Annotated in this window: 19 protein-coding genes; 11 read left to right on the top strand and 8 right to left on the bottom strand. The window is 59.0% G+C overall.

Going from position 1 to position 24,610, the window contains the following annotated elements; genetic code table 11:
* The first annotated feature begins 76 nt into the window (after window positions 1–76).
* Complete coding sequence (dnaN, locus tag AC13F2_RS14440) at window positions 77–1,201, top strand: DNA polymerase III subunit beta (protein WP_301643025.1); 1,125 nt, start codon at window positions 77–79, stop codon at window positions 1,199–1,201.
* A 25-nt stretch (window positions 1,202–1,226) separates the two neighbouring features.
* Here the strand turns inward: dnaN and AC13F2_RS14435 are convergent, their stop codons facing one another.
* The 6 genes from AC13F2_RS14435 to AC13F2_RS14410 all read right to left on the bottom strand — a co-directional run bounded on the left by AC13F2_RS14435 (window position 1,227) and on the right by AC13F2_RS14410 (window position 9,551).
* Window positions 1,227–2,237: a zinc-dependent alcohol dehydrogenase family protein gene (locus AC13F2_RS14435; RefSeq protein ID WP_482965622.1), complete on the bottom strand. Its 1,011-nt coding sequence runs from the start codon at window positions 2,235–2,237 to the stop codon at window positions 1,227–1,229.
* On the bottom strand, window positions 2,234–3,985 hold the full coding sequence (locus AC13F2_RS14430) for an N-acyl-D-amino-acid deacylase family protein (protein ID WP_482965621.1): 1,752 nt from the start codon (window positions 3,983–3,985) through the stop codon (window positions 2,234–2,236). The genes AC13F2_RS14435 and AC13F2_RS14430 overlap by 4 nt, the downstream gene beginning before the upstream one ends.
* A 64-nt stretch (window positions 3,986–4,049) precedes the next feature.
* Complete coding sequence (locus AC13F2_RS14425; RefSeq protein ID WP_482965620.1) at window positions 4,050–5,537, bottom strand: MFS transporter; 1,488 nt, start codon at window positions 5,535–5,537, stop codon at window positions 4,050–4,052.
* 34 nt (window positions 5,538–5,571) lie between these two features.
* Complete coding sequence (locus AC13F2_RS14420) at window positions 5,572–6,414, bottom strand: alpha/beta fold hydrolase (protein ID WP_482965619.1); 843 nt, start codon at window positions 6,412–6,414, stop codon at window positions 5,572–5,574.
* Window positions 6,415–6,462: 48 nt separating this feature from the next.
* Window positions 6,463–8,151 carry a PHA/PHB synthase family protein gene (locus AC13F2_RS14415; protein ID WP_482965618.1) on the bottom strand — a complete coding sequence of 563 codons (1,689 nt, stop codon included), beginning with the start codon at window positions 8,149–8,151 and terminating at the stop codon, window positions 6,463–6,465.
* An 89-nt stretch (window positions 8,152–8,240) separates the two neighbouring features.
* Window positions 8,241–9,551: an FAD-dependent oxidoreductase gene (locus AC13F2_RS14410; protein WP_482965617.1), complete on the bottom strand. Its 1,311-nt coding sequence runs from the start codon at window positions 9,549–9,551 to the stop codon at window positions 8,241–8,243.
* A 182-nt stretch (window positions 9,552–9,733) separates the two neighbouring features.
* On the opposite strand from AC13F2_RS14410, the gene AC13F2_RS14405 reads away from it, so the two are divergent.
* The 4 genes from AC13F2_RS14405 (at window position 9,734) to AC13F2_RS14390 (ending at window position 16,786) form a co-directional block, all read left to right on the top strand.
* Window positions 9,734–11,950, top strand: a complete 2,217-nt coding sequence (locus AC13F2_RS14405; RefSeq protein WP_482965616.1) for a putative bifunctional diguanylate cyclase/phosphodiesterase — start codon at window positions 9,734–9,736, stop codon at window positions 11,948–11,950.
* A 206-nt stretch (window positions 11,951–12,156) separates the two neighbouring features.
* Entirely contained in the window at window positions 12,157–14,265 is a 2,109-nt protein-coding gene (locus AC13F2_RS14400; RefSeq protein WP_482965615.1) for a putative bifunctional diguanylate cyclase/phosphodiesterase, read from the top strand.
* Between the two features lie 47 nt (window positions 14,266–14,312).
* Window positions 14,313–16,148 carry a translation elongation factor 4 gene (gene lepA / locus AC13F2_RS14395; RefSeq protein WP_103023664.1) on the top strand — a complete coding sequence of 612 codons (1,836 nt, stop codon included), beginning with the start codon at window positions 14,313–14,315 and terminating at the stop codon, window positions 16,146–16,148.
* Between the two features lie 311 nt (window positions 16,149–16,459).
* Window positions 16,460–16,786 carry a DUF6481 family protein gene (locus AC13F2_RS14390; protein WP_103023665.1) on the top strand — a complete coding sequence of 109 codons (327 nt, stop codon included), beginning with the start codon at window positions 16,460–16,462 and terminating at the stop codon, window positions 16,784–16,786.
* Window positions 16,787–16,824: 38 nt separating this feature from the next.
* On the opposite strand, the gene AC13F2_RS14385 is transcribed toward AC13F2_RS14390, so the two are convergent.
* Window positions 16,825–17,253, bottom strand: coding sequence for a hypothetical protein (locus AC13F2_RS14385; protein WP_482965614.1), 429 nt, complete (start codon window positions 17,251–17,253; stop codon window positions 16,825–16,827).
* Between the two features lie 281 nt (window positions 17,254–17,534).
* Between AC13F2_RS14385 and AC13F2_RS14380 the strand changes: the two genes are divergently transcribed.
* Genes AC13F2_RS14380 through AC13F2_RS14365 form a run of 4 tightly spaced genes read left to right on the top strand, consistent with a single transcriptional unit; the run spans window position 17,535 to window position 20,788 of the window.
* On the top strand, window positions 17,535–18,599 hold the full coding sequence (locus tag AC13F2_RS14380; RefSeq protein WP_482965613.1) for a hypothetical protein: 1,065 nt from the start codon (window positions 17,535–17,537) through the stop codon (window positions 18,597–18,599).
* 1 nt (window position 18,600) lies between these two features.
* The gene (locus tag AC13F2_RS14375) at window positions 18,601–19,179 is read left to right on the top strand and encodes a hypothetical protein (protein ID WP_482965612.1); all 579 of its coding nucleotides are present in this window, start codon (window positions 18,601–18,603) and stop codon (window positions 19,177–19,179) included.
* Window positions 19,176–20,300 carry an ImmA/IrrE family metallo-endopeptidase gene (locus tag AC13F2_RS14370; RefSeq protein ID WP_482965611.1) on the top strand — a complete coding sequence of 375 codons (1,125 nt, stop codon included), beginning with the start codon at window positions 19,176–19,178 and terminating at the stop codon, window positions 20,298–20,300. The genes AC13F2_RS14375 and AC13F2_RS14370 overlap by 4 nt, the downstream gene beginning before the upstream one ends.
* A complete protein-coding gene (locus AC13F2_RS14365) occupies window positions 20,297–20,788 on the top strand; it encodes a PIN domain-containing protein (protein ID WP_482965610.1) in 492 nt (163 codons plus the stop codon). The genes AC13F2_RS14370 and AC13F2_RS14365 overlap by 4 nt, the downstream gene beginning before the upstream one ends.
* Window positions 20,789–20,919: 131 nt before the next feature.
* Here the strand turns inward: AC13F2_RS14365 and AC13F2_RS14360 are convergent, their stop codons facing one another.
* Window positions 20,920–21,813 carry a hypothetical protein gene (locus AC13F2_RS14360; protein WP_482965609.1) on the bottom strand — a complete coding sequence of 298 codons (894 nt, stop codon included), beginning with the start codon at window positions 21,811–21,813 and terminating at the stop codon, window positions 20,920–20,922.
* 236 nt (window positions 21,814–22,049) lie between these two features.
* Here AC13F2_RS14360 and AC13F2_RS14355 point away from each other — a divergent pair, with 236 nt between their 5' ends.
* The gene (locus AC13F2_RS14355; protein ID WP_482965608.1) at window positions 22,050–24,008 is read left to right on the top strand and encodes a Tad domain-containing protein; all 1,959 of its coding nucleotides are present in this window, start codon (window positions 22,050–22,052) and stop codon (window positions 24,006–24,008) included.
* Window positions 24,005–24,610, top strand: a complete 606-nt coding sequence (locus AC13F2_RS14350) for a TadE/TadG family type IV pilus assembly protein (protein ID WP_196845989.1) — start codon at window positions 24,005–24,007, stop codon at window positions 24,608–24,610. The genes AC13F2_RS14355 and AC13F2_RS14350 overlap by 4 nt, the downstream gene beginning before the upstream one ends.

The raw sequence follows: 24,610 nt of genomic DNA, 5'->3' as shown, positions 1-24,610 counted from the left end.
GGTAATTATCCGTATTCCGGCGCTGATGGGGGCGATTCCGGCCCTCTGTGTGCCCAAAAGGGACGAAAGTAGGACCATGAAGGCCACCATCGAACGCGCTACGCTGCTGCGTTGCCTCAGCCACGTGCAATCGGTCGTAGAACGCCGTAACACCATCCCCATCCTCTCGAACGTCCTGATCGAGGCGGAAGGCGACAATTCACTGAAGGTCATGGCGACCGACCTCGACCTGCAGGTGGTCGAACATATGGACGCCAGCGTCGAAAGCGCCGGGGCGATCACCGTATCGGCGCACTTGCTGTTCGACATCGCCCGCAAGCTGCCGGACGGTTCGCAGGTCAGCCTGGAAGCCGCGGAAAACCGCATGGCGATCAAGGCCGGGCGCAGCCGCTTTTCGCTGCCGACGCTGCCGCGCGACGACTTCCCGGTGATCGTGGAAGGCGATTTGCCTACCAGTTTCGAACTGCCGGCAAAGACGCTGGCGGAACTGATCGACCGCACGCGGTTCGCCATCTCGACCGAAGAGACCCGTTATTATCTCAACGGCATTTTCTTCCACGTGTCGGACGACAGCGAGCCGGTGCTGAAAGCTGCGGCCACCGATGGTCATCGCCTCGCACGCTTCACGCTGTCGCGTCCGGAAGGCGCAGAAGGCATGCCCGACGTTATCGTGCCGCGCAAAGCCGTGGCCGAACTGCGCAAGCTGCTCGAAGAAAAGATGGACGGCAATGTTCAGATCGACCTGTCGGCCAGCAAGGTGCGTTTCACGCTGGGCGGCGAGGGCGGTGTGGTCCTTACCAGCAAGCTGATCGACGGCACGTTCCCCGATTATTCGCGTGTTATTCCAACGGGTAACGACAAGCTTCTGAAAATCGATCCGAAGAGTTTCCACGAGGGTGTGGACCGCGTCGCGACGATCGCGACCGAGAAGACCCGCGCGGTCAAGATGGGTCTCGACAAGGACAAGGTGACGCTGACCGTCACGAGCCCCGACAACGGTACCGCGACCGAAGAAGTGCCCGCCGAATATGCATCGGACGGGTTCGAAATCGGCTTCAATGCGACCTATCTGAAGGACATTCTCAACCAGATCGATTCGGACACGGTGGAAATCCACCTTGCCGATGCCGGCGCACCGACACTGATCCGCAAGGACGAGAATTCGCCTGCGCTTTATGTGCTGATGCCGATGCGGGTGTAGGTGGCGGCTGGCGCTCCTCCGCCGGTCAGATTTCCACCGCGATCTTGCCGAAATGGGCGCCGCTTTCCTGGTGACGGAAAGCGGCAGCCAGGCGTTCCAGCGGGAAGCTGTCGGAAATCTCCGGACGGATTGCGTTGGCCTCGATCCCGGCGATCATGTCGAGCTGGTGGCGGCGGCTTCCCACGGTCAGGCCCTGCACGCGCAGGTTCTTCGCCATGAGAAGGCCGGTCTGGACCGGCCCGGCAAAGCCTGCGAGGACGCCGATGAGCGCGACATGGCCACCGACGCAGGCCGCAACCATCGATTGCCCCAGCGTTCCGGCACCGCCGACTTCGACAACGCAATCCACGCCATGTCCGCCGGTGAGTTCGTGAGCCTTTGCGCCCCACTCCTCGACCTCGCGATAATTGATCAGATGATCGGCACCCAGATCGCGTAGGCGTTCGAGCTTCTCTCCGCTCGAACTGGTGGCGATCACCGTCGCCCCTGCAGCCTTGGCGAACTGAAGGGCGAATACCGAGACTCCACCGCTCCCCTGAACAAGGACCGTATCGCCCGGCTTGACCGAATTATCGACGAACAGGGCGCGCCATGCCGTTAGACCGGCGCAGGTCAGCGTGGCGGCTTCGGCATGGCTGTAACCCTTGGGAACGCGGGTGAACGATGAAGCGGGCGCGGTGACCGCTTCGCGCGCATACCCGTCGATCCCGTCACCGGGAACACGGGTGAAGCCCGTTTTCGGGGGCGCACCGTCCAGCCAATCGGGAAAGAAGGTGCTGACCACCGGATCCCCCACGGAAAACTCGGTTACGCCATCGCCCACGGCCGTAACCACGCCCGCGCCATCGGACATGGGAATGCGCCCTTGCTGCGACGGGATCATCCCGGTGACGACTGCATAGTCGTGGTAATTGAGTGAACTCGCCTTCAAGGCGACGGTTATTTCGCCGGCCGCCGGTTCGGGCGGGCCGTCCACGTCGCAAAAGACAAGGGCATCGAGGGTGGAAGGTGTCGCGCCTGTGCGAATGGCCTTCATTCCGCTGCCTCCAGCAGCTCCACACGTTGCGGACCGCGAATGAGGCCGCCGGGCGTTTCGCCCGTCCATTCGCCATCGCGAAAGGTAGCCTTTCCGTTCTTGATCGTGGCAATGTAGCCTTCAGCCTTTTGCAACAGACGCTTGCCTCCGGCAGGCAGGTCGAAAGCGAGCCAGGGTTTGCCCAGCCGGATACGATCCATGTCGATAATGTTGAGATCGGCGAGATATCCTGGCGCGAGGACGCCGCGATCTTCGAGACCATAGAGGCGGGCCGTGTCGTTGCACTGTCGCTTGATCGCGTTTTCGAGACCAATCGTACCGCGAGACCGGTCACGCACCCAATGCTGAAGCATAAAGGTGGGGGAGGCTGCATCGCAGATCGTTCCGCAATGGGCGCCGCCATCCGACAGCGAATTGACGGTATCGTCCGATTGCTGGAGATCCATCAGGAAATCGAGATTTCCGTCGGCATAATTCAGGATGGGGAGATAGATGAATCCCTTGCCATCATCGCGGCAAAGCAAGTCGTAGGCATATTCGTCGCCCGAGACTCCGGCAGCCTTTGCGCGTTCGAGGATACTTTCGGCGATGGTTGGTTCGTAGTTGAAATCCGGATCCATTTCGAACTGCATGTTCCAGCCACCGCAGACGACCATTACGAGACCGATGATGTCCTGATTGACGTCGGAAAAGTCATGCTGTTCGCCGAGCATACGAGCCTTGAATGCCGGATCGAGGAGTTTTGCCTTCTGTTCTTCCCACGGCAGATTTTCGATTTCCTTCCAGCTTGGCTTGAGGCGGAAAGGGTGGACGGTGCCCTGCCAGGCCATGACGATGCCGTTACCCCGCAGTGCGATCTGCGCGACGATATTGGCGCCATTGTCGTTTTCCGCCCGCATGCTCGCGATCTGTTCGTCGAGCGGCAATTCCTTGGCGATGGACTGAAGCGCGGCGAACGTAACGGGCAGGCCGGTTTCGCGGCTCATCTTTCCCATCCAGTCGAATTCATCCCAATCGCGCTTCATGTCGGAAGCCATTTCGAACACGCCGTGGCCCGCGCGACCCATGGCGCGGCCGATTTCGATCAGCTCTTCCGCTGTCGCGGTGGTGCCCGGCACGACTTCGCCATCGATATCGCGGTGAAGCACGGTGCGGGACGTTGAAAAGCCCAGAGCGCCGGCACGAACGCCTTCTTCGACGATGCGGCCCATTTCGGCAATTTCGATATCGGTCGGAACGGCGCCCGGACGCTCGCGGTCGCCAAGCACATAGGCGCGCACCGAGCCGTGCGGGACATGGGTGCCGACATCGATCGCACGGGGCAGCTTTTCGAGCGCGTCGAGATATTCCGGGAAGGTTTCCCAATTCCATTCCATGCCTTCGGCAAGGGCAGTGCCGGGAATATCCTCCACCCCTTCCATGAGGCCGATGAGCCATTCGTGCTTGTCCGGCTTGGCCGGCGCGAAGCCAACGCCGCAATTGCCCATGACGACCGTAGTCACGCCGTGCCAGCTGGAAGGAGCCATCTCCTGATCCCAGGTAGCCTGTCCATCGTAGTGGGTGTGAATATCGACAAAGCCGGGAGTGACGAGATGCCCACCAGCGTCGATTTCTTCCACGGCGTCACCGCTGACCGTGCCGACCTGGACGATCAGCCCATCCTTGACGGCGATGTCGCCGTGGAACCGGTCCTGTCCGGTACCATCGACGATGGTCCCGTTGCGAATGATCAGATCGTATGCGGGCATAGATATGTGCTCCTCTCTCCGGTGAAAGAAGGTTCCACATTGCAACCGACCTGTCCAGTGATGATTAGGCAGCGCGTTCCGGCATTCGGACGGTCAACAGGGTGGCGAAACCGATGATGAAGAGAATGTTGATCGAAACCATCCCGATCCGCTGATCGCCCGACCAAAGGGTAAACTGTTCCACCAGCAGCGGCCCCATCCATACGGTAATCGTCCCGGCAATGGCGTAGAGGCCGAAGAATTCGCCACTGCGGCCCGGCGGGGCAAGCGTCACCAGCATCGTGCGGCCAGACGAAATGCTGGCCGTAACAGTGATGGCGACCACGCTGATCAGCGAAAGGTAGACGATGTCCGAAAGTGTCTGGAACACCGGGCCGTCCCAGACCTGACTGTTTTCGATCAGGCCGAGAAACAGGCTTTCGCGGGTTATGCTGAGCTGCGTTAGCCCGGCGAGGACCATCAACATGATTTCGACCAGGAGGGCGCGCTTGACGCCGACCTTTGACTCCAGCCATCCGCCGATGAGACCGCCGGCAAAGGCGCAGGCGCTGGCAAAAATGGCGTAGCACAGCATTTCCAGGAAATTCCAGCCGAGGAAGAGTGCCACATAGACCGCGCCAAGCGCCAGCAGGGCAGCCATTCCATCGGCATAGAACATGCGTGCTACGAGGAATTTCATCAGTTCGCGGTAGTGGGTCGCTGCACGAAGAGTGCGCCAGACGCTTAGCGCGCCGTCCCGGAAAGCCCTGGCCCAGCTCGCGCCCGGAACGCCGGGATCGCGTGCATTGAGAAAAAACGGGATGGAGAACACGGCAAGCCAGACGGCACATATCGGCCCGGTAAGCCGCGCATGCTCGAACTTCGAAAGATCGACGCCGAACTGGGGAATGGCAAACGGCCAGCCGATCGCGGCGGGCAGAACGAAAAGCAGCGCGATGGCGAGGAAGATTAGCGTTGCAGCAAGATTGCCCAGACCGAGGCCCAGACCCGAGATCATCGCCAGCCGCCTGGGTTCGCCCGCAACGCTGAGCATGGCATTATGTGTGACCTCGGAATAGGTGTAGCTGACATAGGCGACGACCAGCAGCACCATGATCGCGCCTACGCTCAGCCCCTGGCCGCCCGGCATCGCGAACCAGAGCATGGCCGAACAGACGACGATCGATCCGAGGAAGATTGCCAGAATGGGCTTCAGTCGCCCCCCGCGGTCCAGCGCGGCACCCAGAAACGGCGCGGTGAGCGCAGCGATCAATCCGGCCCATTTCGTTACCGAGGCAATCGTTGCCTGGCCCTGCGCATTGGCCGCTGCGAGCGCCTGATCGTCCGGCAGACCGGCCAGCGTACCACTGGCGAGGAGATCCGCCCCAATGATGTCCCGCGCGAAATAGGGTGCGAAAATGTAGATGACGATGAGGATGTAATAGGGATTGCGGGCCCATTCGAAGATCGCCCAGGAAAATCCGGTCCGGCCGAGCGCACCGCCTTCACCGCTGGTCTGGCGTATCGGCTGATTGGCGAGCGGATTTGCGGCAAGCGCGGGATCGGTGGCCATCGTCAATTCCTTATGATCCCGGCCGTCCCGCTGTTCAGGCGGCTCTGGCCAGTTCCGCGTCTGTGGTCGGAGCGTCGAGAAATGCTCTCAGCTTGGCAATGCACTGGTCGGCATGCGTCAGCAGGAAAAGATGGCCGCCGCCCGCTATGACTTCCAAATGCGCATTGGGGATCGCAGAGGCGAGGATGCGCCCATTGACGAGTGGGACGATCTGATCATCGTCGCCCATCATCACCAGCGTTTCCTTCTTCATCAGGGGCAGGGCGGGAAGGCTCGTCCACCCCAGCATGGCGATAAGCTGGTAGAAATATCCCCGCGGTGATGGCGGCTTGAGGCGGCCGATGTGACTGGTCTTCTGGTTTGCCCCGCCGTCGGGATCGATACCGCCGTAGAGCGTCTGGAAATGCTCGTTCATATACTTGGGATCGATGTAGCGGCGCGGATTGGCCATCTTGGTCAACGCGGCGGGATTGCCCGGCACCATGAGCATCCCCGCCGTCGTGGCGGCCAGTACCAGTCTGTGGGTTCGCTTGGGATATTGAAGCGCGAAGTGCTGAGCCATGGCACCCCCCCACGAAACACCCATCACATCGACTTCGGCGATCCCGAGCTGATCCAGAACCTGCCTGGCCGTCCAGCTCATCGTGAAAGGATTATACGGCAGCGCGGGATCGGGGCTTTCGCCCGTTCCCGGCATGTCGAACATCACGAAGGCGCGTTCGGTCAGCTTTTCGGCCAGCGGGGCGACAGCTTCGATATTCGCGCCGATACCATTGAAGAACAGGATCGGGGGATGATCAAGGTCGTCGTCCAGCCGCCAGGTCGCCACGCGGAGGGTCCGCCCACCAGCCTCCATCATTTCGATAGTGGCGGTCATGGGTTCGTTCTTCGATGCGGTCACTCAATGATCCTTCAAGACTGCCTGTCAGCAGGATTCCAAGACGTACTGGCCGGGCGCCGGGTCCAGCGGGGCATATTGCTTGGTCCCGAGCTTGGCAGGGGCTTTCTTCTTCTTGCCGGAACGCGTCTGAACCCAGTCTATCCAGTAAGGCCACCAGCTACCGGCGACTTCTTCGGTTCCCTTCAGCCATTGATCGGCCGTGGCGGGGAGCTTCTTTTCGCCATCGCCCTGAATGTAATATTTCGCTTTCGGATTTCCCGGAGGGTTTAAAATGGCCTGCATGTGGCCGGAATGGCTGAGAACGTAGGTCACGTCCTTCGACCCGAACAGCTGGGTCGACCGGTATGTCGCCTTCCACGGTGTGATATGATCGGTGACGCCGCCGAGGATGAAAAGATCGCTCGTGACCTTCGACAGATCGATCTTGTGATCGACCATCTCGACCTCGCCCTTTTTCGTGAAGGCCAGTGTTTCGAACACCGTCAGGAAATCGCCCATCAACGCGCCCGAAAGATTGGTCGCATCGGCATTCCAGAACAGCACATCGAAAGCGGGCGGGTCCTGTCCGAGCAGGTAATTGTTGATGACGTAGTTCCAGATCAGATCGTTCGGGCGCAGCCAGGCGAAGCCGCGGGCGAGGTCGTCCCCCTTGATGACGCCCTTCTTCGCAGCGCGGTGTTTGGCGAGGGCAAGACCGTTCTCGCTGACCAGCGAACCGGCCTCGATATCGTTCTGCTTGGGGTGGAGCACACAGACCATCAGTGTGAGCGCGCCGAGCAGTTCGTCCTTGTCGGACGCCATCTTGCTGGCCAGCATGGTAGCGGTCTGACCGCCGGAGCATCCGGCAGAAACGTTGACCTTCTTGCTGCCGGTGATCTTGGCAACCGCTTCCAGCGCCTCGCGACAGGAATTGACGTAATCGGCCATGTCCCAATGGCCTTGATCCTTCGTCGGGTTTTTCCAGCTTATGACGAAGGTCTGGATGCCGTTGTCGAGCTGGTATTTCACCACCGATTTTTCCGGCGACAGATCGTTGATGTACATCTTGTTGATCTGCGGCGGGATGGTGAGCTGGGGGATCTCGTAAACCTCGTCCGTCGTCGGGGTGTACTGGATCAACTCCATCATCTCCGTGCGCAGGACTACGGAGCCCTTGGACGTGGCGACGTTTTCACCAAGCTTGAAGGGTTTCTTGTCGACCTGGCTGACCATGCCCTTGTTGTAGACCATGTCGTCATAGGCGTTCTTGAGCCCCTTGATCAGCGACAGGCCGCCGCTGGTGATGGCCATTTTCTGGGCGGAAGGATTGCCGATCAGCGTATTGGTCGGGGCAAGACTGTCGATGATGATATTCGAAACGAAGCGCGCACGATCCCGCTCCAGCTCGTCCAGCTCAAGATCTTCGAGCCAGTGCGACGCGCCCTTCTGCACGGCGAGGTAGTATTGCATTCCGGCGCGCATGAATGGGTTGTATTGCCAGGCAGGGTCCTGGAAGCGCTTGTCCTTCGGATTGGGGGCGAGATCGCTCTTGCCGGTCATGATCTTGATCATGTCCTCGCCCATCGTCCGGCTGTGCTTCATCAGACGCTGCGGGTCCGAAACCGTTTCGCGTAACATGACCGCGACCGCACCGAAAATGTCTTCGCGTGTCAGGCCGACAAGGGGCCCGAGCGCGCTGGTCGACTGGGCAGCTTCATCTTCGAGCTTCGCCATGGTTTTCGGTTCTCTCCACTTTTGACTGCCGCTCTGTGTCGGCATTTCGGCAATTCATGCGGGCCGGCCACGGTTTTGGCAAGCGGGCTTCACAATCCGCGCGCAGCAATCATGCTTTCGATGTCGACGAATTTCTCCCGCGGCGACCCGTCGCGCGCGGCGGCGATCTCCGCTTCCTCGATCTTTTGCCAGTCGCGGAATGTGACGATATCGAGCCGGCGCTCTGCCGCCAGATCGTCGAATCCCTCGCGCCCCCGTTTGCGGTGTCCCGATCCGATATCTTCATCGACGATATCGATGACGGAATAGCCATCGGGGCGGTTCGTGCCGATTGTCCCGCTAGGCCCCCGCTTGGCCCAGCCGACGCAATATAGGCCGGGCAGGATGCGGCCCTGATCGTTGGCGAAGCGGCCTGCACGTTCGTCGAACGGGACGCCTTCGATGGGCGACGTCTCGTAACCGATGCAGGTTATGACGATATCTGCCGGTATGCGGTAGGTTTCGCCGGTGCCGATCGCACGGCCAGCCTCGACCACCGTCCGTTCGACCACCACGCCTGTCGCTCTGCCGTCCATCAAATCGATCGCCTTGGGGCTGGCGAAAAAATCGAACTCGATCGCGATGGGTTTCTCGCCATGAATATTTGGTGGAATGGCGGCAAATTCGCGCAGCAAAGTTACCGATTTGCGCATTCCCGGCTCAAGCACGGCATCGTCATCGAGCGGCGGCAGGTCGGCGGTTTCGACCTGTGGACTCGCCCGCTCCAGCTGCAGGAGTTCCCCCAGTTCCTTCGGGGTCATCATGATCTGGTGCGGCCCCCGACGGCCAAGGATGGTCACGCTTTCGAGCCTGCTGTTCCTCAAGGCATCAAGCGCGTGGGTGACGATGTCCGAACCGGCGAATTCGTCTTCGGTCTTGGACAATATTCGCGCTACGTCGAGCGCAACATTGCCCATGCCTACGACAACCGCATGGCGGCCAGAAAGATCGGGGTTCAGATTAGCGAATTCGGGATGGCCATTGTACCACCCGACAAATGCCGCACTGCCGATGACGTTCTCGGCATCGGACCCGTCAATGCGCAACAGGCGATCTTTCGGCGCGCCGGTGGCAAGAATAACCGCATCGTACAATGATTGCAGTTCTTCTATCGAGACATCGCGTCCGATCGCGATATTGCCGACGAAACGCACGGTGTCGCCGATAGCGGTTTTTTCGTAACGTCGCGAAACGCCCTTGATCGACTGATGATCGGGCGCGACACCAGTGCGGATCAGCCCGAAGGGAACGGGTAACGTGTCGAAGACATCTATACGGGCTTCATCGCCCCATTTCTTAACGGCCGCTTCCGCAGTGTAGTACCCGGCCGGACCCGAACCCACGATTGCGATGTGCCGCATGTCCTTCTCCCGCAAGACAGTGAGTTAGATGCACGTCTGCCGTGCGCATGGCAAGTTCGTCGAAGCCGTCCGACTGCTTGGCAGCGGGATTATGCCTTTGGAAAGAAATTGCCGGTAAATGCAGTAGTTACCCGGAGCTTTCGGGCCGCTTTCCGGGTTTTTCAGTTAGAGGTAAGCTTTAGATGGGTGGGTTCTTCTCGCGGGCGACGCGGGCCAAAACAATGGAGGACGAGGCGCTGGAGGATGCGCCGCTTTGCCCCATTGCCGCATCCGATGCGGCGCGCCGGGTTGAACTTCTCGACAGTTTCGAAGCCGCCGGGCTCGGCTGGTTCTGGGCGACGGACGCTCAGGGCCGCCTGATCTATCTTTCCCAGAATGCCGCTCTCAAGCTTGGCTGGAACGACGGCGAGGCCATCGGAAAACCCCTCGGTGATCTCTTCATGACCGAGCAGGATGACGATCCAAACCGGACCGAGCGGCCGCTCGCTTTCCTGCTCAGTGCACGAAATTCGATCAGCCAGTTGAACGTCAGGCTCGCGGTGGCTGGCCAGGAAGTGTGGTGGGAAATCGCCGGCAAGCCGCAGTTCGATGAAGCGCAGCGCTTCACCGGGTACCGCGGGAGTGCGAAAGACATCACACGCAGCCGTGAAAGCCAACGCGATGCCGAACGGCTCGCGCAGTATGATTCGCTGACAGGGCTGTCCAATCGTCACCGCATGACCAAGCGGCTGTCGGCAACGCTGGCGGCCTACCGGAATTCCAAACGCTCCTGCGCACTTTTGATGCTCGATCTCGATCGATTCAAACAGGTCAACGATACGCTTGGCCATCCAGCCGGCGACGAATTGCTGAAGCAGGTAGCAGCGAGACTTGGTCGTATTGTCGGCGACAAGGGCGAAATCGGTCGACTGGGCGGTGACGAATTCCAGATCATGCTTCCCGACATCGATGACCGGGGTGCACTGGGTGAATTGGGCCAAAGGCTCATCCAGATGATCTCGCAGCCTTATTCGATCAATGGCGCGCGCGCGATCATCGGTACATCTGTCGGCATTGCGATTGCACCGTATGATGGGCTCGACACTGAGGAACTGGTCAAGGCCACCGATCTCGCGCTCTACGCCGCCAAGGGAGGCGGGCGAGGCCAGTATCGTTTCTATTCGAGCGATCTGCAGGATGGCGCCAAGCATCGTCGGCAGGTCGAGGAAGACCTTCGCGACGCAATTACTAATAGCGAACTGTCGATGCACTATCAGCCACTGATCTGCGCAAAGACACACACCGTGCAGGCCTGCGAGGCTCTCATGCGGTGGGATCATCCCGAACGGGGCAGCATATCGCCCGGCGTCTTCATCCCGGTGGCCGAGGAAATCGGGATCATCAAGGAGATGGGCGACTGGGCGCTCAGGGAAGTGTGTCGGCAGGCCAAGGAGTGGCCGGTCGATTTACGTGTCGCAGTCAATGTCTCCGCGATCCAGTTTTCGCATGACGACTTTGCGCATGTGGTGAAAAATGCACTGCACTATAGCGGGCTTTCACCCGACAGGCTCGAACTTGAAATCACCGAAAGCGTTTTTCTCGGCGATGCTGACCGATCGCAACGCATGTTCGCAGAACTGAAGGATCTGGGCGTTCGCCTGGCTCTGGACGATTTCGGAACCGGCTACAGCTCGCTGAGCTATCTGCGCACGGCCCCTTTCGACAAGATCAAGATCGACCAGAGCTTCGTCCGGGGTGCAACGGAAGATGGTAACAACAACGCCGCTATTCTCAGTGCCATCACGGGCCTTGCAGCAGCGCTGAAGATGGACACGGTCGCAGAAGGCGTCGAAGCGGAAGACGAACTGGCGCTAGTCACTGAACGCGGCGCGACGCTGATCCAGGGGCATATTTTTTCGCGTGCGATCTCGCACGAGGAACTCCTCGAGCGCCTCGAACAGGGCAAGCTCAAGTACGAACCGCGTGGCCCCGCCAAATATCGCGCGGACCGCAAGCGCGTTTTCCGCCGGATTGGTCTGATCCACGAAGATAGCCGTTACAGGGTCGTGATGCGCAACCTGTCGAAGACCGGCGCGATGATCGAAGGTCTGCTGGATGTCCCGCAAGGAACCGATATCGTTCTGGATCTCGGCGGTGGTCAGCTGGCTGTAGCGACTGTCCGTCGTTCGAAGGGGTCGATGCAGGGCGTCGAGTTCGAAACGCAGCTTATCAGCGACGGCGCCGATGGCCTTTGCACCCGTCATCGTGTGTCGCCCTATCAGATCGAGGCCGCCGGGCGCCCCCTGGCCGCTCTCACCCAGGATGCCTACTCGATGATGGTTGCGGAGCAGCTTGGCTCAGGTCGAAAAAAGTTCGTCGAGGTTGAAGTTGGCAATCCGAAGCCCGGAAGCGGAATCTGATCGCCTCGGATGTTTCGTTAGGTTAAAAATAACCATTACTATCTAGGCCGGTCATACCGAGGCAAATTGTTGCATGAGGCGGCACGACGATGGGGGCCATGCCCTTTTCCGATTTCTTGAGAGGAAGAAAAGCTGAGGCTGAGGCCCCGGCCGAAGATGTATCACGCTCCTTATCGGCTACCTTCGCCCGTTCCGAAAAGCTGGACGTGGTCGAAGAAATCGAGCGCAGCGGTGCATTGGGCTTCTGGGCGACCGACGCCCATGGCCGGATCGTTTACCTTAGCCCGGCAATTCTCGAAGGTCTGGGTATAGATTTTGCACGCGCTTCCGGCGAACCTCTTCAGCAATTGCTGGTGCCCGTCGACGGCGATGGCGACGGTCGATCTCTGGGGCTGAGGCTCAATACCCGCAAGAGTTTTGCCAATCTGACCGTTCAGGCAGGTGATGCACAGAACGACATCGTCCTCCGGCTCTCGGGCAGGCCCCTGCACGACGATGATACGAACTTTATCGGATTTCGCGGCAGCGCAGTCGACGTTACACTTGATTTCCGAAGCGAAGAAGAAGCCAACCGTCTGGCCAAATTCGATTCCCTGACCGGTCTGGCAAACCGCCACCGGATGGAACAGCGGATTGATTCCACGCTGCATGCCTTCAAGAGCGCTCAGCGCAGTGCAGCCCTGATGATGCTAGACCTCGACAAGTTCAAACAGGTCAACGACACGCTCGGCCATGCTGCTGGCGACCAGTTGCTGCAGCAGGTGGCAGAGCGTCTCACTAGCGTCATCGGCGGACGGGGGGAAATCGGCCGCCTTGGTGGCGACGAATTCCAGATACTCGTTCCCGATATGGACGACCGCGGAGAGCTTGGCGAAGTTGCCAAGAAGATCATCCAGATCCTTTCGCAGCCCTATTCGGTCGAGGAAGGTCGAGCGATCATCGGGTGTTCGGTAGGTATCGCGGTCGCACCTTATGACGGTATCGAACGCGATGAACTGTCCCGTGCTGCCGACCTGGCTCTTTATGCTTCAAAGAACGGGGGGCGCGGCCAGTTCCGTTTTTACGCAGCCGATCTCGAGCATGAGGCGAACCTGCGCAAACGGATGGAAGACGATCTGGCCGATGCCATCGAAAGCGGCCACTTCACCCTCGAATATCAGCCGGTCGTTTCGCTTGAAGACAATCGCGTGCTCTCTCTCGAAGCCCAGTACTGCTGGGTGGACGAGGAGCGCGGCCGCGTGCCAGCGGAGACCTTTCTGCCGGTCGCCGAAGGCAGCCGCCTGATTGTCCCGATCGGGGAATGGGCCATTCGACGTGCGTGCGAAGACGCGCTTTCCTGGCCGGATAGTCTGCGGGTGTCACTCCATATCAGCCCCGTCCAGTTCGAGGCCAACGGTTTTGTCCAGTGTATCGAGCAGGTGCTGGCGGACACGGATCTCGATCCCACGCGGCTCGAATTGCGCTTTCCGGAGAAGGTGCTCCTCGGAGATGCGTCGAAACTGGATAAGGCGCTCGGGAGTCTGTTCAAGCTCGGAGTGCGGCTCACCGTCGACCAGTTCGGTTCGGGGCTCTCCTCGCTCGCTTATCTGCGGCGGGCGCCGCTGAGCGCGTTACGTATCGGTGCGCAATTCTTCGAACCGATCATGGGCAACGATCTCGGCGATATGGATCTCGTCCGGGCAGTAATCGCGCTGTCCGACGCCATGGGAATGGAGACGACGGCCTCCGGCGTTCACGCGCTCGATCTCATGAACGAATTGAAGCGGCTCGGCATCGATCAGGTCAGCGGCTTTGTCTATTCCGACGCGCTTTCGAACGATCAGGTATGTCAGGAGCTGGCAAAAGGGGAATGGACCCTTGCGCCCACGGATAGCGGTACCCAGCGCGCTTCCCGCCGGACGGTCTTCCGCAAGATCGGCGTGATCCACGAGGATCATTATTACGACGTCACCCTGCGCAATCTTTCGCGCTCCGGCGCGATGATCCAGGGGCTCGAGGACGTGCCGGTCGGGACCATGTTCGTGCTCGACTTCGGGCAGGGCCAGCTGGCTGTGTGTACCGTTCGCCGGACGATGGACGATACGCAGGGCCTCGAATTCGAACAGGAACTGGTCGATGACGGGGCAGGCGGGTTGTGTACGCGGCACCGCGTGAGCCCTTACGAACTCGCGACGGCTGGTGTGCCGCTGGCCGCGCTTTCGCCGGGCAAATATGCCATGGCTCCGGATAGCGGGGGAGGGGCCGGCTTCGCGCAATTCAACCTTTCGGCCAGCGCTCCGAGACAGACCGGTCGCAAGGAAGCGGTACAGGTGTAGCTTTGTCTGCTGACAGGGCGGCGCGGCGCGGCTAATGGGGCGGCGCAATGACCGACCTTTCCAAGATCCGCAATTTCTCCATCATAGCCCACATCGACCATGGCAAGTCGACGTTGGCTGATCGGTTGATCCAGTTTACCGGGGGGCTGACCGACCGGGAGATGTCCGAGCAAGTCCTTGATAACATGGACATCGAGAAGGAGCGGGGCATCACGATCAAGGCGCAGACCGTGCGCCTCAACTATACCGCGCGCGATGGCGAGACCTATGAGCTTAACCTCATGGACACGCCCGGCCACGTCGACTTCGCCTATGAGGTCAGCCGCAGCCTGGCCGCGTGCGAGGGCGCGCTGCTGGTGGTGGACGCGGCGCAAGGGGTGGAAGCGCAGACGCTGGCCAATGTCTACCAGTCCATCGAGCACGACCACGAAATCGTCCCCGTCATCAACAAGATCGACCTGCCCGCCGCCGAACCGCAGCGCGTGGCCGAGGAGATCGAGGAAATCGTCGGCATCGAGGCCACCGGCCCGTGGGAGGAAGGCGGCGCCGTCCTCACCAGCGCCAAGTCGGGCATCGGCATCGAGGAAACGCTGGAAGCGCTGGTCAAGCGCATCCCGCCGCCCACGGGCGACCGCGACGCACCGCTGAAAGCCATGCTGGTCGACAGCTGGTACGACCCCTACCTCGGCGTCGTCATCCTGGTGCGCGTGATGGACGGGGTCATCAAGAAGGGCCAGCAGGTCAGGTTCATGCAGGGCGGCACCCAGCACCTGATCGACCGCGTCGGCTGTTTCACCCCCAAGCGCACCGACCTGCCGGAGCTCGGCCCGGGCGAAATCGGCTTCATCACCGCGCAGATCAAGGAGGTGGAGCAGGCCCGCGTCGGCGACACCATCACCACGGTGAAGAACGGGGCACCCGAGGCGCTGAAAGGCTACAAGGAAGTCCAGCCCGTGGTCTTCTGCGGCCTGTTCCCGGTCGACGCCGCCGATTTCGAGAAGCTGCGCGAAAGCATCGGCAAGCTGCGGCTGAACGATGCAAGCTTCAGCTACGAAATGGAAAGCAGCGCCGCGCTGGGCTTCGGCTTCCGCGCGGGCTTCCTCGGCCTGCTGCACCTGGAAATCATCCAGGAACGCCTCAGCCGCGAATACGACCTCGACCTCATCACCACGGCCCCATCGGTCGTGTACCGGGTCCACCTCGGCCATTCGAAGAACGAGGACGCTAAGACCATCGAGATCCACAATCCCGCCGACTGGCCGGACGTCAACCGGATCGAGACGGTGGAAGAACCGTGGATCAAGGCGGTGATCTACGCGCCCGACGAATATCTCGGCGCGATCCTGAAGCTTTGCCAGGACCGCCGCGGCATCCAGACGAACCTGACCTATGTCGGCGGCCGCGCGCAGGTGAGCTACGAATTGCCGCTGAACGAAGTGGTGTTCGATTTCTACGACCGGCTGAAATCGATCAGCCGCGGCTATGCCAGCTTCGACTATGAACAGATCGGCAGCCGCGAGGGCGACCTCGTCAAGATGAACATCCTCGTCAACAACGAACCGGTCGATGCGCTGTCGCTGATCGTCCACCGCAGCGTTGCGGAAGAACGCGGCCGCGGCATGTGCGAGCGGCTGAAGGACCTGATCCCGCGTCACCTGTTCAAGATCCCGATCCAGGCCGCCATCGGCGGGAAGGTCATCGCCCGCGAAACCATCGCCGCGCTGCGCAAGGACGTGACCGCCAAATGTTACGGCGGCGACATCACGCGCAAGAAGAAGCTGCTGGAGAAGCAGAAGAAGGGGAAAGCCAGAATGAGGGAATACGGAAACGTCTCGATCCCTCAGGAAGCCTTCATCGCAGCGCTACGTATGGGAGAAGAGTGAGCCTCTCATTTTCGAGGATGCGGGAGCGCCCGAAGGGCGGCCTGCCCGGCGAAGGCCGGGGGTTATGCGAGCATTCCGCAGGACGCGTTCATCGCCACGCTGCGGATGGCTGAGAAATGACCCCCATTCTCAAACACGCCCGCGTGCGGTAAGGCGAGCTGTCCCCGCACAAGGCGGGGCGTAGTGCGAGCCTTCCGCGGAAGGCTTTCATTGCCGCGCTGCGGACGGGCGAGGCGTAATCGCCGCACCCCGCGCAGCCCGATTTTTCCAGCCGGCAACCTGCCGGCCAACCAGAAACGACACGAACCCTAATGCCTTCATTCAAGCAACCCACTTTCCAGGAACGCGCAGCCATGGCCGACAAGGCCCGCGAAAAGGCGCTGAAGAAAATGGCCGCCAAGCCGCCGGTCGACCCTGAGGTCGAAGCCAAGCGCCGCGAGGCCCGCCTGGCGCGTGAAGCCGCCGCCGCCGAAAAGAGCGCCGCGCGCCGCGAAGCGATCGCCAAGGCCAAGGCCGAAAAGATCGCCGCCGCCGAGGCAGCCGCCGAAGCCGCCGCCATTCCGGAGCCGACCGAGGCGGAACTGAAAGCAAAGCGCGACGCAAAATATGCCGCCCGCAAGGCGCGCAAGAAGCGGTAAGGTGAGGGCGGCCTGCGGGAGCGGGCCGCTATTTGCCCCTAGCGGACCCTTGTCGGGCCATCCGCGTCGGCGGAATTGAACCGCACATGCGTGAGATAGACATCGCCGATCGCGGCCCGGCATGCCAGATTGAATTCGGCATCGACACCGGACTGATTTCCCAAGACAGCGGGGCCATTGGCGAACAATGTGTCCTTGCCGTTGAGGTTGAACATCATCGGTACAAGCGAGAAGCCGTTCAATTTCAGGTTTGCGAGAAACGCCTTCAGGTCTGCGTCGCTCACTCCTTCAATTACGAAATTGTAGGTCGCCCGAACGGAAAATTCCGGCCCCTCGCCAACGACCGGCGCGCGTTTGCCGGGGCAAGCCTGCGTTAATTCGACCGGGTTGGTTTCAGGCTCCCATCGGGCGCATCCCGCCAACATCGCGGCAAGTGAAATGGTGGTAAAAATAGCCACCTTGCGCATGGTGTATTGCTCCCCTTTTCTATGGGGAGCACCGTTTCAATGAAGGCTTAATTTTTCGCGAAAGAGGCATCGGCAAAGTCAGGCTGAAAAAACGGCTCGCAAGGAGAAAGAGCAGTCAGGGCAGGCTGCAAAAGTACCGCGACATGAGATACGCCTCGAAGGCTTTATTGCGACGCGTCGCCCTCAAGAAGTCTAGATTATTTCAATCAAAGGCTTTTCTAATTCTGATTCTTGCTTTGTTCCAGCTGTCCTTATATAATCGGAGCGATGGAGCATGACACATGCTGGAGAAGCAGTCCGATTGTGATATCCGCCCTGCCGGCAAACGCCGGGACGGGAAGCCGCGCTTTTGGTGCCATGCACATCAAGCGTCAGGGACCGGGAAGTACGGAATAAGGCTCGAACGGTGTGAGGCTGCTTATCGCTCTTTGGATTCCAAAAATGTCTTAGAGCTAAATCCAAAAGATTACGCCGGGGGAGTGGCGCTTTGGGGCGCGGTGAAAGCGGCCTATAATTCTACTGGTCTGTCGGAAGAGGAAGGTATTCACGTTCATGCTCGGCACGCTCTGGGTGATTCGCACAAGGGGATCGACGAAACCGTTGACGCGGTAGAGCTCGAAGTTCCCGTCAACTTATACGAGAAGCGCAAGATATATGTAAGCAGTGAAACAGCTGTTTCCGCATACATTTCGCGAGCAATTGGCCACGATTTAGTGTCGCTGTTCTGCACTTATTGTGGTGAGCCTCATCTCGACTCTGAGTGGTATGCCGTGAAACCACATAAGAGGCATCTTTGTCATGCTTGCGGTGAGATATTCATCGCAAATAGAAAGACTATTTCGAACCCGCTAAGGGGGCTGAGGCAAACCTTTGAGGACAGTGATGCAAGTCGCTCGATTGTGCGTGCGCGGCGAAAATTAGATGCCCATGTAAAAGATTACCCCGGTGGTATCCAAATGTGGGCTTCTAATCCGGCACTTTTCTGGACTGCGCCCAAACCGGAGGAAGAGGGAATCCATTTTCATGGTTATGCTGCAGACAAAGTAACGCGCATAGAAGATGATACTTTTGACGTCGTCACTTTAGACGGGGTTGAGATTGATGAGTCACAGCTGCGGTATTTTATGGCACAAAGCGCGTTGGCCCACTTACGCAACCGCATTGTAAACATGGTCTGCGTTTGTGGCGAAGCCTATTTTGACGAAGGCATGAATGCTTTTATTCCACATTCCAGCCATCAATGTAAATCTTGTGGGACTGAATTGTTCTCGCCAACGAGGATGAAAAAGGTTGTCAGCAACCCCTTTCTAAATACGATTGAAAAACTCGACAAAAACAGGGAATAAAATGAAGGGTTACATTTACATAACCGGAACTGGAGCCGACCCGGCTGGTCTTGATAACATAAGCGATCCGATGTTTGGCGAGGTTCCGTCGTTAGGTGCTTGCATGAGCAATCTACGAGAGTTTGTGGACATCGGTGACTATCTGTTTGTCGTATCGGGCAAGACGAAAGATCTGGCGCAGTATGTTTTCGGTGGCATGAAAGTTGCGGAGAAGATCGACCATTTGGCGGCATATGGTCGTTTTCCACAAAACCGTCTGCGCATGAGAGATGACGGAATTGTGGTTGGGAATATCATCGTTGATGCTGACGGTCGGAAACACCCGCTCGACCATCATGCGGACAAAGGCTTCGAGCGACGCCTGAAGAACTTCATTGTTGGTGCCGATCCGTTAGCCATCCAATCGCCAAAGGAGGTCGAGTTGGCCAGGCAGCAGACTTTGAGCAAGCTAGCTGATATCGTTGGTAAGCAAGGGAACCGGCCAATTGATATTCTCGGGCGACAAAGGAAGCTTAACGAGAGTCAAGTTAAACACATGGTCAACTGGCTCCGGGGTATAAAGCAAGACGCTGCAAAATGAGCCAAGTTCTAGCCGAGCGTTTGCGAGAATTGCGAATTTCTCAAAATTCTCTGGCATCTAAGACTTCTTTAGGTCGACAGCGCGCAAGCGAAATACTTGGAGGCTCGGAAGCGACGGTCGCGGAACTGCGACAAATATGCGCCGGGCTAAGATTGCCGGTTCAAATTTTTACTCAGTCTTCCGTGGGCGAGCAAAGCCTTAAACTTGCTCCCTTGTTCCGAAGTGCGCGAGCGTCATCTGGCGAATACGATATAACCGTGGAGCGAATAGCGCTGTTCGTAAAGGCCAGTTTAGAACTCCTGCCTGCGCGATCATCGCTGCCGTCTTGGCTAGACGTCTTTCGCGAAGATCAACGCACTTATTCAGCAGCCGATCGTTTGTCGAAAGCCGCTAGAATCTTGCTCGATCCTGACAATGTTGACGGTCCACTGCCTGATTTGGGCCTGAAGCTCAATCAACTCGATGGATTAGTGGTCTCGCCGATCGAACATACTCGTTATGAAGGTGTTTCCCTTATTGCTGGGAATTACTGCTTTATTTTTGTTTCGCCACGTTTTTCTGGCCGAATGCTATTTAGCCTTGGTCATGAATTTGGGCACATTGTCACTGATCATGTCGAGGGCGATTTTGCGAGGTTTGAAAAGTCTAGAGACATTGGTTCTTTCGGCAAATCGCGTAAATCAGAGGCTTTCGTAGATACATTTTCTTCTTGCTTGTTATTGCCTGATACTGGGATCGGAAAGTTTTTATCTTTTCTTACTGATCAGGGGCTCATGGAGGGGGGTAAGATCACGGATCGAGAAATCCTTTATCTTGCCCGGTTCTTTGGTGTTAGTTTTGATGTGGCAGGTCTTAGGCTAGAGAACCTCGGCCTAATACCTGAGGGATTGACCTTTTCGCTTGGTCACTATCTTCGAGAAGAATTTAGCTCACCTGAAAAACGGGCCGATTCATTGAATATTAGCCCTAGACAAAGCGTTTCAGTCCCACGCATTCCGCCGCTGCTTTCGGATGCGATTGTTCACGCTCTAAATGAGGGCGAAATTTCTATAGGTTGGGTATCTAATAGTTTCGGTTATTCGATCGGGGAGATATATGCGCAACAGGCGCGAGTGTCGTGAATGTCATTATGGACGCCTGTTCAATAATCAACCTCCATAACGGTGGTGTATTGAGGGATATCTGCCGTATTGAAGGCTTACATATTCAGGTGGGGCCCATAGTGGGTGGAGAATGTTCAGAGGATTGCGCCTTAGCTATTGCTAACCTTCATACAGACGGTGACCTCGAATATCTTGAAGATAATGATCTCCAAATTGATGAGTTCTTGAAATTTGTCGATGAGACGAAATTGGGCGATGGAGAGTCTGAATGCATCCTTCTCGCGAACCTCAACGATCATTCTTCAATTTGTTGCGACGATCGACGCGGTCGGATCATGGGCGCCGAATTACTGGGTGAAAATAGAGTTTTCGGTTCGTTAAAACTCCTCAAGATTGCTGTCCAAAACGACATAATTCAGCCAATTGAAGCTTTTGAAGCATTTGAGCTCATGCGTGCTGCAGGTGGCTTTCTTCCCACGATAAGCCTCGCATATTTCCAAGAATAGGCTGACTTGGACACGCAAGGAATATTCGGATCAGCCTGTCCGTGATTTCCCGAGTGACAGCTAGCGCGGAGCTTCGGCATGTTCGGTCGACTAATTCTCATTTCGTTGTCGTATCCCTACGTATCCGGAAGCTACTTTGGTTCGCTTGTACCCAAATCCCGCCAGTGGTCCTCGTCCTCGTTCCACTGTTCCAGTTCGTCCTCGACCTCGATCAGGTCTTCCAGCTCTCCCGCCGCCTTCCAGTCGCTGCTGGTCAGCTGGGTAAAGGGGGTGTCGATGGCGTGATCGGGCGGGCCGTCTTCCTCGTCGCGCTTGCGGCGGGCGATCTCGGCGAGCTGGGTCTGCATGGCTTCGATCTCTGCCAGGCTCATGTCCACCGGATCGAAATGTTCGACCATGGCGGCGTTCATGTCGTCCTTCTCCGCGCGGGAAAGGGCGGGGAGGGTGTAGCTTACGCCGAGGCGGACGGGTTTCGGGTTCGGAAGCGGGGCGGTGCTGCTTGAGGAGGTTTTTGTCTGTCCTATCGCTACGCTACCTGAGGACGTGCCCGTCCCCCCGTGCAGCCTTGCGGCGTCGCTATCGAAGTAACTGGCGGCGAGGCGTTTGCCGCGTTCGTCGCGCGCGTTCATCCGGAGGCAGAACATCAACAGGCGATCGTTGCGGATGCGGCGGAAGCCTTTCAGCTTGCCGGCGACGAAGACGGGGCTGAGCTGGCCGTCGATCGCGCGTTCATAGGCAATGTCCTTGAGCCGCTGCACACCGAGATCGAGCGCGGCCTCCCACGCGCGGCGGAAGCTTTCGGAGCCCGGGCGGCGGCGCAGGTAATAGGCGCCTTCGGGGCTCATGTTGACGTAGCGCGCGGCGCGGCTGACGCTGCCGGTATCCGCAAGCGCGCCGATGAAGGCTTTCTGGCGCGCCGGGGTCCAGCCATCGTGGCGGTATTTGACGGGAACGCTGTCGAAGGCGGGGAGGTCTTCGGCGGCGACGGGGATGCGGGTTTCGGTGGGGTCCTTGCGGCGGGTCATGCGGGCTCTCCTGGCAGATGGCGTGCGGGCATGGGCCAGGCGGACAGCTGTAGGAAAGGGAAATAGGATCGGCGCGCGGGCCGCTCCTACACGCGCTGGCGGGCGCAGGCGGGCCGGGGCGCGGTAAGGTTCGCTTAACCGAGCGACATAGGCTTTTCTTAACCGGAACAGGATAGGGGTCGGGCGGGGCGATGCATCATGCGTCGACATACCCCGCTTTGCGAAAGTGTGATGCGATGGCATTCCTGTGTCGTTTACTGGCCCGGCTGCTGCACGACCACAAAGGCAACGTGCTGGCGATAGTCGGAGCGGGCCTGGTCCCGCTGACCATCATGATCGGTAGCGGGGTAGACCTCAGCCGCGCCTATATGGCGAAGAGCAAGATGCAGAGCGCCTGCGACGCCGCCTCGCTGGCCGCGCGGCGGGTGATGAAGAACGATTCCCTCAACGATACGGTGCGCAATACGGGGCAGGAGTTCTTTACGTTCAACTTTCCGCAGGGCCAGTACGGGGCGCAGGCCTTCACCCCGGTGATCACCAAGCCGGAAGCAGGCGTGATCCGGGTGAACGCCTCGACCGCGATCCCGACCGCGATCATGCGCCTGTTCGGCTTCGAAACGCTGCCGGTGGCGGTAAGCTGCGATGCCTCGCTCAACTTCGTGAACACGGATATCGTGCTGGTGCTGGACGTGACGGGGTCGATGAACGATCCGGTCGATGGCACGCGCAAGATCGAGGCGCTGCAGGATGCGGTGATGGCGCTCTACGACGAGCTCGCCCCGATCCAGACGCAGTTGACCGCCCAGGGGCTACGGCTGCGGTACGGTGTCGTGCCTTATTCGAGCACGGTGAATGTTGGGCGGTTGGTCTATGCGCAGAACCCCAACTACATGCGCAAGAACACGACGGTGCCGTCACGCGTGGCAAGGTTCGATGACTACGCGCCGAAGCCGCCGACACTGAGTGGCGGGCAATGGGAATACTACAGCGGTTCCACCAGCAACGATCAGTGTCAGAATTATGTGAATGCCGATGATGTTCCGGGTGGTGGCCCTCCTCCGACCGCGACGACTGCAGTCAAATATCAGGGAACGTCATCGAGCGATGCCTACGTCCAGTCCGAGAACTGGGGCTACACCGGAGCATCCGACCGCTCGGGCAGCAATCAAAGTTGTCGTCGGTGGCGGGTTCTCGAAACGACAACCTATGACACCAGCAAGAGGCAGTTCAGCAGCTGGACCTACCAACAGACAGAGTATGACGTCACTGACTATCTCAAGACAAACGGCAAGCTGACCTTCGCAACCGATGGTACCGGCAGAACGAGCACGCCCGGCCCGTTCAATCTCAAGGACCTTGCCGCCGCGGTGACCGGTGGAAGCGTTGCCGACATGACCTGGAACGGATGCATCGAGGAACGCGACACGGTGACCAGCATCGATGGCGGCACCAGCATGACGATCCCCTCGGGCGCAAACGATCTCAATATCGATCTGATACCCAACAGCGATGCGACGCGCTGGCGACCGATGGTGCCCAACCTTATCTACACCCGCAATGCCGGCACAACGTCAGGCACATCGACATCGATCGGAACCACTTCGGGCTCGATCATGAACAATTCCTACAGTAGTGGTTACTGGGCCTGCCCTTCGGAAGCGCGCCGTCTTGCGGTGTGGTCCCGTTCGGCTCTGGATACCTACGTCAAGGGGCTGGAAACCGTAGGCGGCACCTATCACGACATCGGCATGATCTGGGGCGCCCGCCTTATCTCCACTGGTGGGATCTTCGGCGATAGCTGCGATGTCTACAACGGCATGCCGTGCAACCGCCACGTCATTTTCATGACAGACGGCGACCAAACTGCCTACTGCAATGTGTACGGCTCTTATGGCGTCGAGCGCAACGATATGCGGGTGAAAGGCGCAACCAACTGCACGTCCGACGATCAGGGCAATTCCGTCACTGCCCAGTTACGCGCTCGTCACGAGCAGCGCTTTCGCATGGCGTGCAACGCGGCAAAGAATATGAACACCTCGGTTTGGGTCATCGGGTTCGACACGGCGCTCAATTCCAATCTCACCGGCTGCGCGAGCAGCCCGGGGCAGGCGGACACGGCCGCCAACCGCACGGCTCTGATCGCCAAGTTCCGAGAGATCGGCAACCAGATCGGCGCACTGAGGCTAACGCAATGATCGGTCTGTTCAAACGCCTCCGCAAGGAGGAGCAGGGTGCGGCGATCATCGAGTTTGCCTTCGTCCTGACCCCGCTGATGCTCTTCCTCCTGGGAGGTCTGGATCTCGGCTATCAGGCCTATCTTCGCTCAGTGGTGCAGGGTGCGCTCAACGATGTATCGCGAACGGGCTCGCTCGAGGCGCCGGGTTTTGCCTGCAGCGGCGATAGCGTCGAGGCGAAGATCGGTTGCGCGATCAGGACCCGCTCCGACGTGGTGGCGCGCAATGCCACCTATCAGATCAACATGCGCAGCTTCTATGATTTTTCCAGCATCGGGCGAAGCGAGAAACTCGTGACCGATTATAATTCCAACGGGCAGTACGATCCGGGCGATTGCTTCATCGACCTCAACGAGAATGGTGCTTTCGATGCGAGCGCGGGGCGCAATAATATCGGCGGCGCGGACGATGTCGTGTTCTATGAAGTGAACCTGTCCATGCCCCGCCTGTTTCCGATCCATCGATTTCTGGACGTATCGCCGAACTATTCCATCAACGCGACCAGTGCGATCCGGAACCAGCCCTACGCTGTTCAGAAGAAACCACCAACGGTGTGTGTGTGA

This window comes from Qipengyuania sp. L-5Y (assembly GCF_056859455.1).
The sequence above is the reverse complement of the archived record's forward strand: the minus strand, read 5'-3'. Positions and strand labels throughout refer to the sequence as shown.

Bases quoted from the DNA above. Each gene is read 5' to 3' on its own strand.
- dnaN (WP_301643025.1), top strand. From the start codon at position 77: ATGAAGGCCACCATCGAACGCGCTACGCTGCTGCGTTGCCTCAGCCAC.
- AC13F2_RS14435 (WP_482965622.1), bottom strand. From the start codon at position 2,237: ATGAAGGCCATTCGCACAGGCGCGACACCTTCCACCCTCGATGCCCTT.
- AC13F2_RS14430 (WP_482965621.1), bottom strand. From the start codon at position 3,985: ATGCCCGCATACGATCTGATCATTCGCAACGGGACCATCGTCGATGGT.
- AC13F2_RS14425 (WP_482965620.1), bottom strand. From the start codon at position 5,537: ATGGCCACCGATCCCGCGCTTGCCGCAAATCCGCTCGCCAATCAGCCG.
- AC13F2_RS14420 (WP_482965619.1), bottom strand. From the start codon at position 6,414: ATGACCGCCACTATCGAAATGATGGAGGCTGGTGGGCGGACCCTCCGC.
- AC13F2_RS14415 (WP_482965618.1), bottom strand. From the start codon at position 8,151: ATGGCGAAGCTCGAAGATGAAGCTGCCCAGTCGACCAGCGCGCTCGGG.
- AC13F2_RS14410 (WP_482965617.1), bottom strand. From the start codon at position 9,551: ATGCGGCACATCGCAATCGTGGGTTCGGGTCCGGCCGGGTACTACACT.
- AC13F2_RS14405 (WP_482965616.1), top strand. From the start codon at position 9,734: ATGGGTGGGTTCTTCTCGCGGGCGACGCGGGCCAAAACAATGGAGGAC.
- lepA (WP_103023664.1), top strand. From the start codon at position 14,313: ATGACCGACCTTTCCAAGATCCGCAATTTCTCCATCATAGCCCACATC.
- AC13F2_RS14390 (WP_103023665.1), top strand. From the start codon at position 16,460: ATGCCTTCATTCAAGCAACCCACTTTCCAGGAACGCGCAGCCATGGCC.
- AC13F2_RS14385 (WP_482965614.1), bottom strand. From the start codon at position 17,253: ATGCGCAAGGTGGCTATTTTTACCACCATTTCACTTGCCGCGATGTTG.
- AC13F2_RS14380 (WP_482965613.1), top strand. From the start codon at position 17,535: ATGCTGGAGAAGCAGTCCGATTGTGATATCCGCCCTGCCGGCAAACGC.
- AC13F2_RS14375 (WP_482965612.1), top strand. From the start codon at position 18,601: ATGAAGGGTTACATTTACATAACCGGAACTGGAGCCGACCCGGCTGGT.
- AC13F2_RS14370 (WP_482965611.1), top strand. From the start codon at position 19,176: ATGAGCCAAGTTCTAGCCGAGCGTTTGCGAGAATTGCGAATTTCTCAA.
- AC13F2_RS14360 (WP_482965609.1), bottom strand. From the start codon at position 21,813: ATGACCCGCCGCAAGGACCCCACCGAAACCCGCATCCCCGTCGCCGCC.
- AC13F2_RS14355 (WP_482965608.1), top strand. From the start codon at position 22,050: ATGGCATTCCTGTGTCGTTTACTGGCCCGGCTGCTGCACGACCACAAA.
- AC13F2_RS14350 (WP_196845989.1), top strand. From the start codon at position 24,005: ATGATCGGTCTGTTCAAACGCCTCCGCAAGGAGGAGCAGGGTGCGGCG.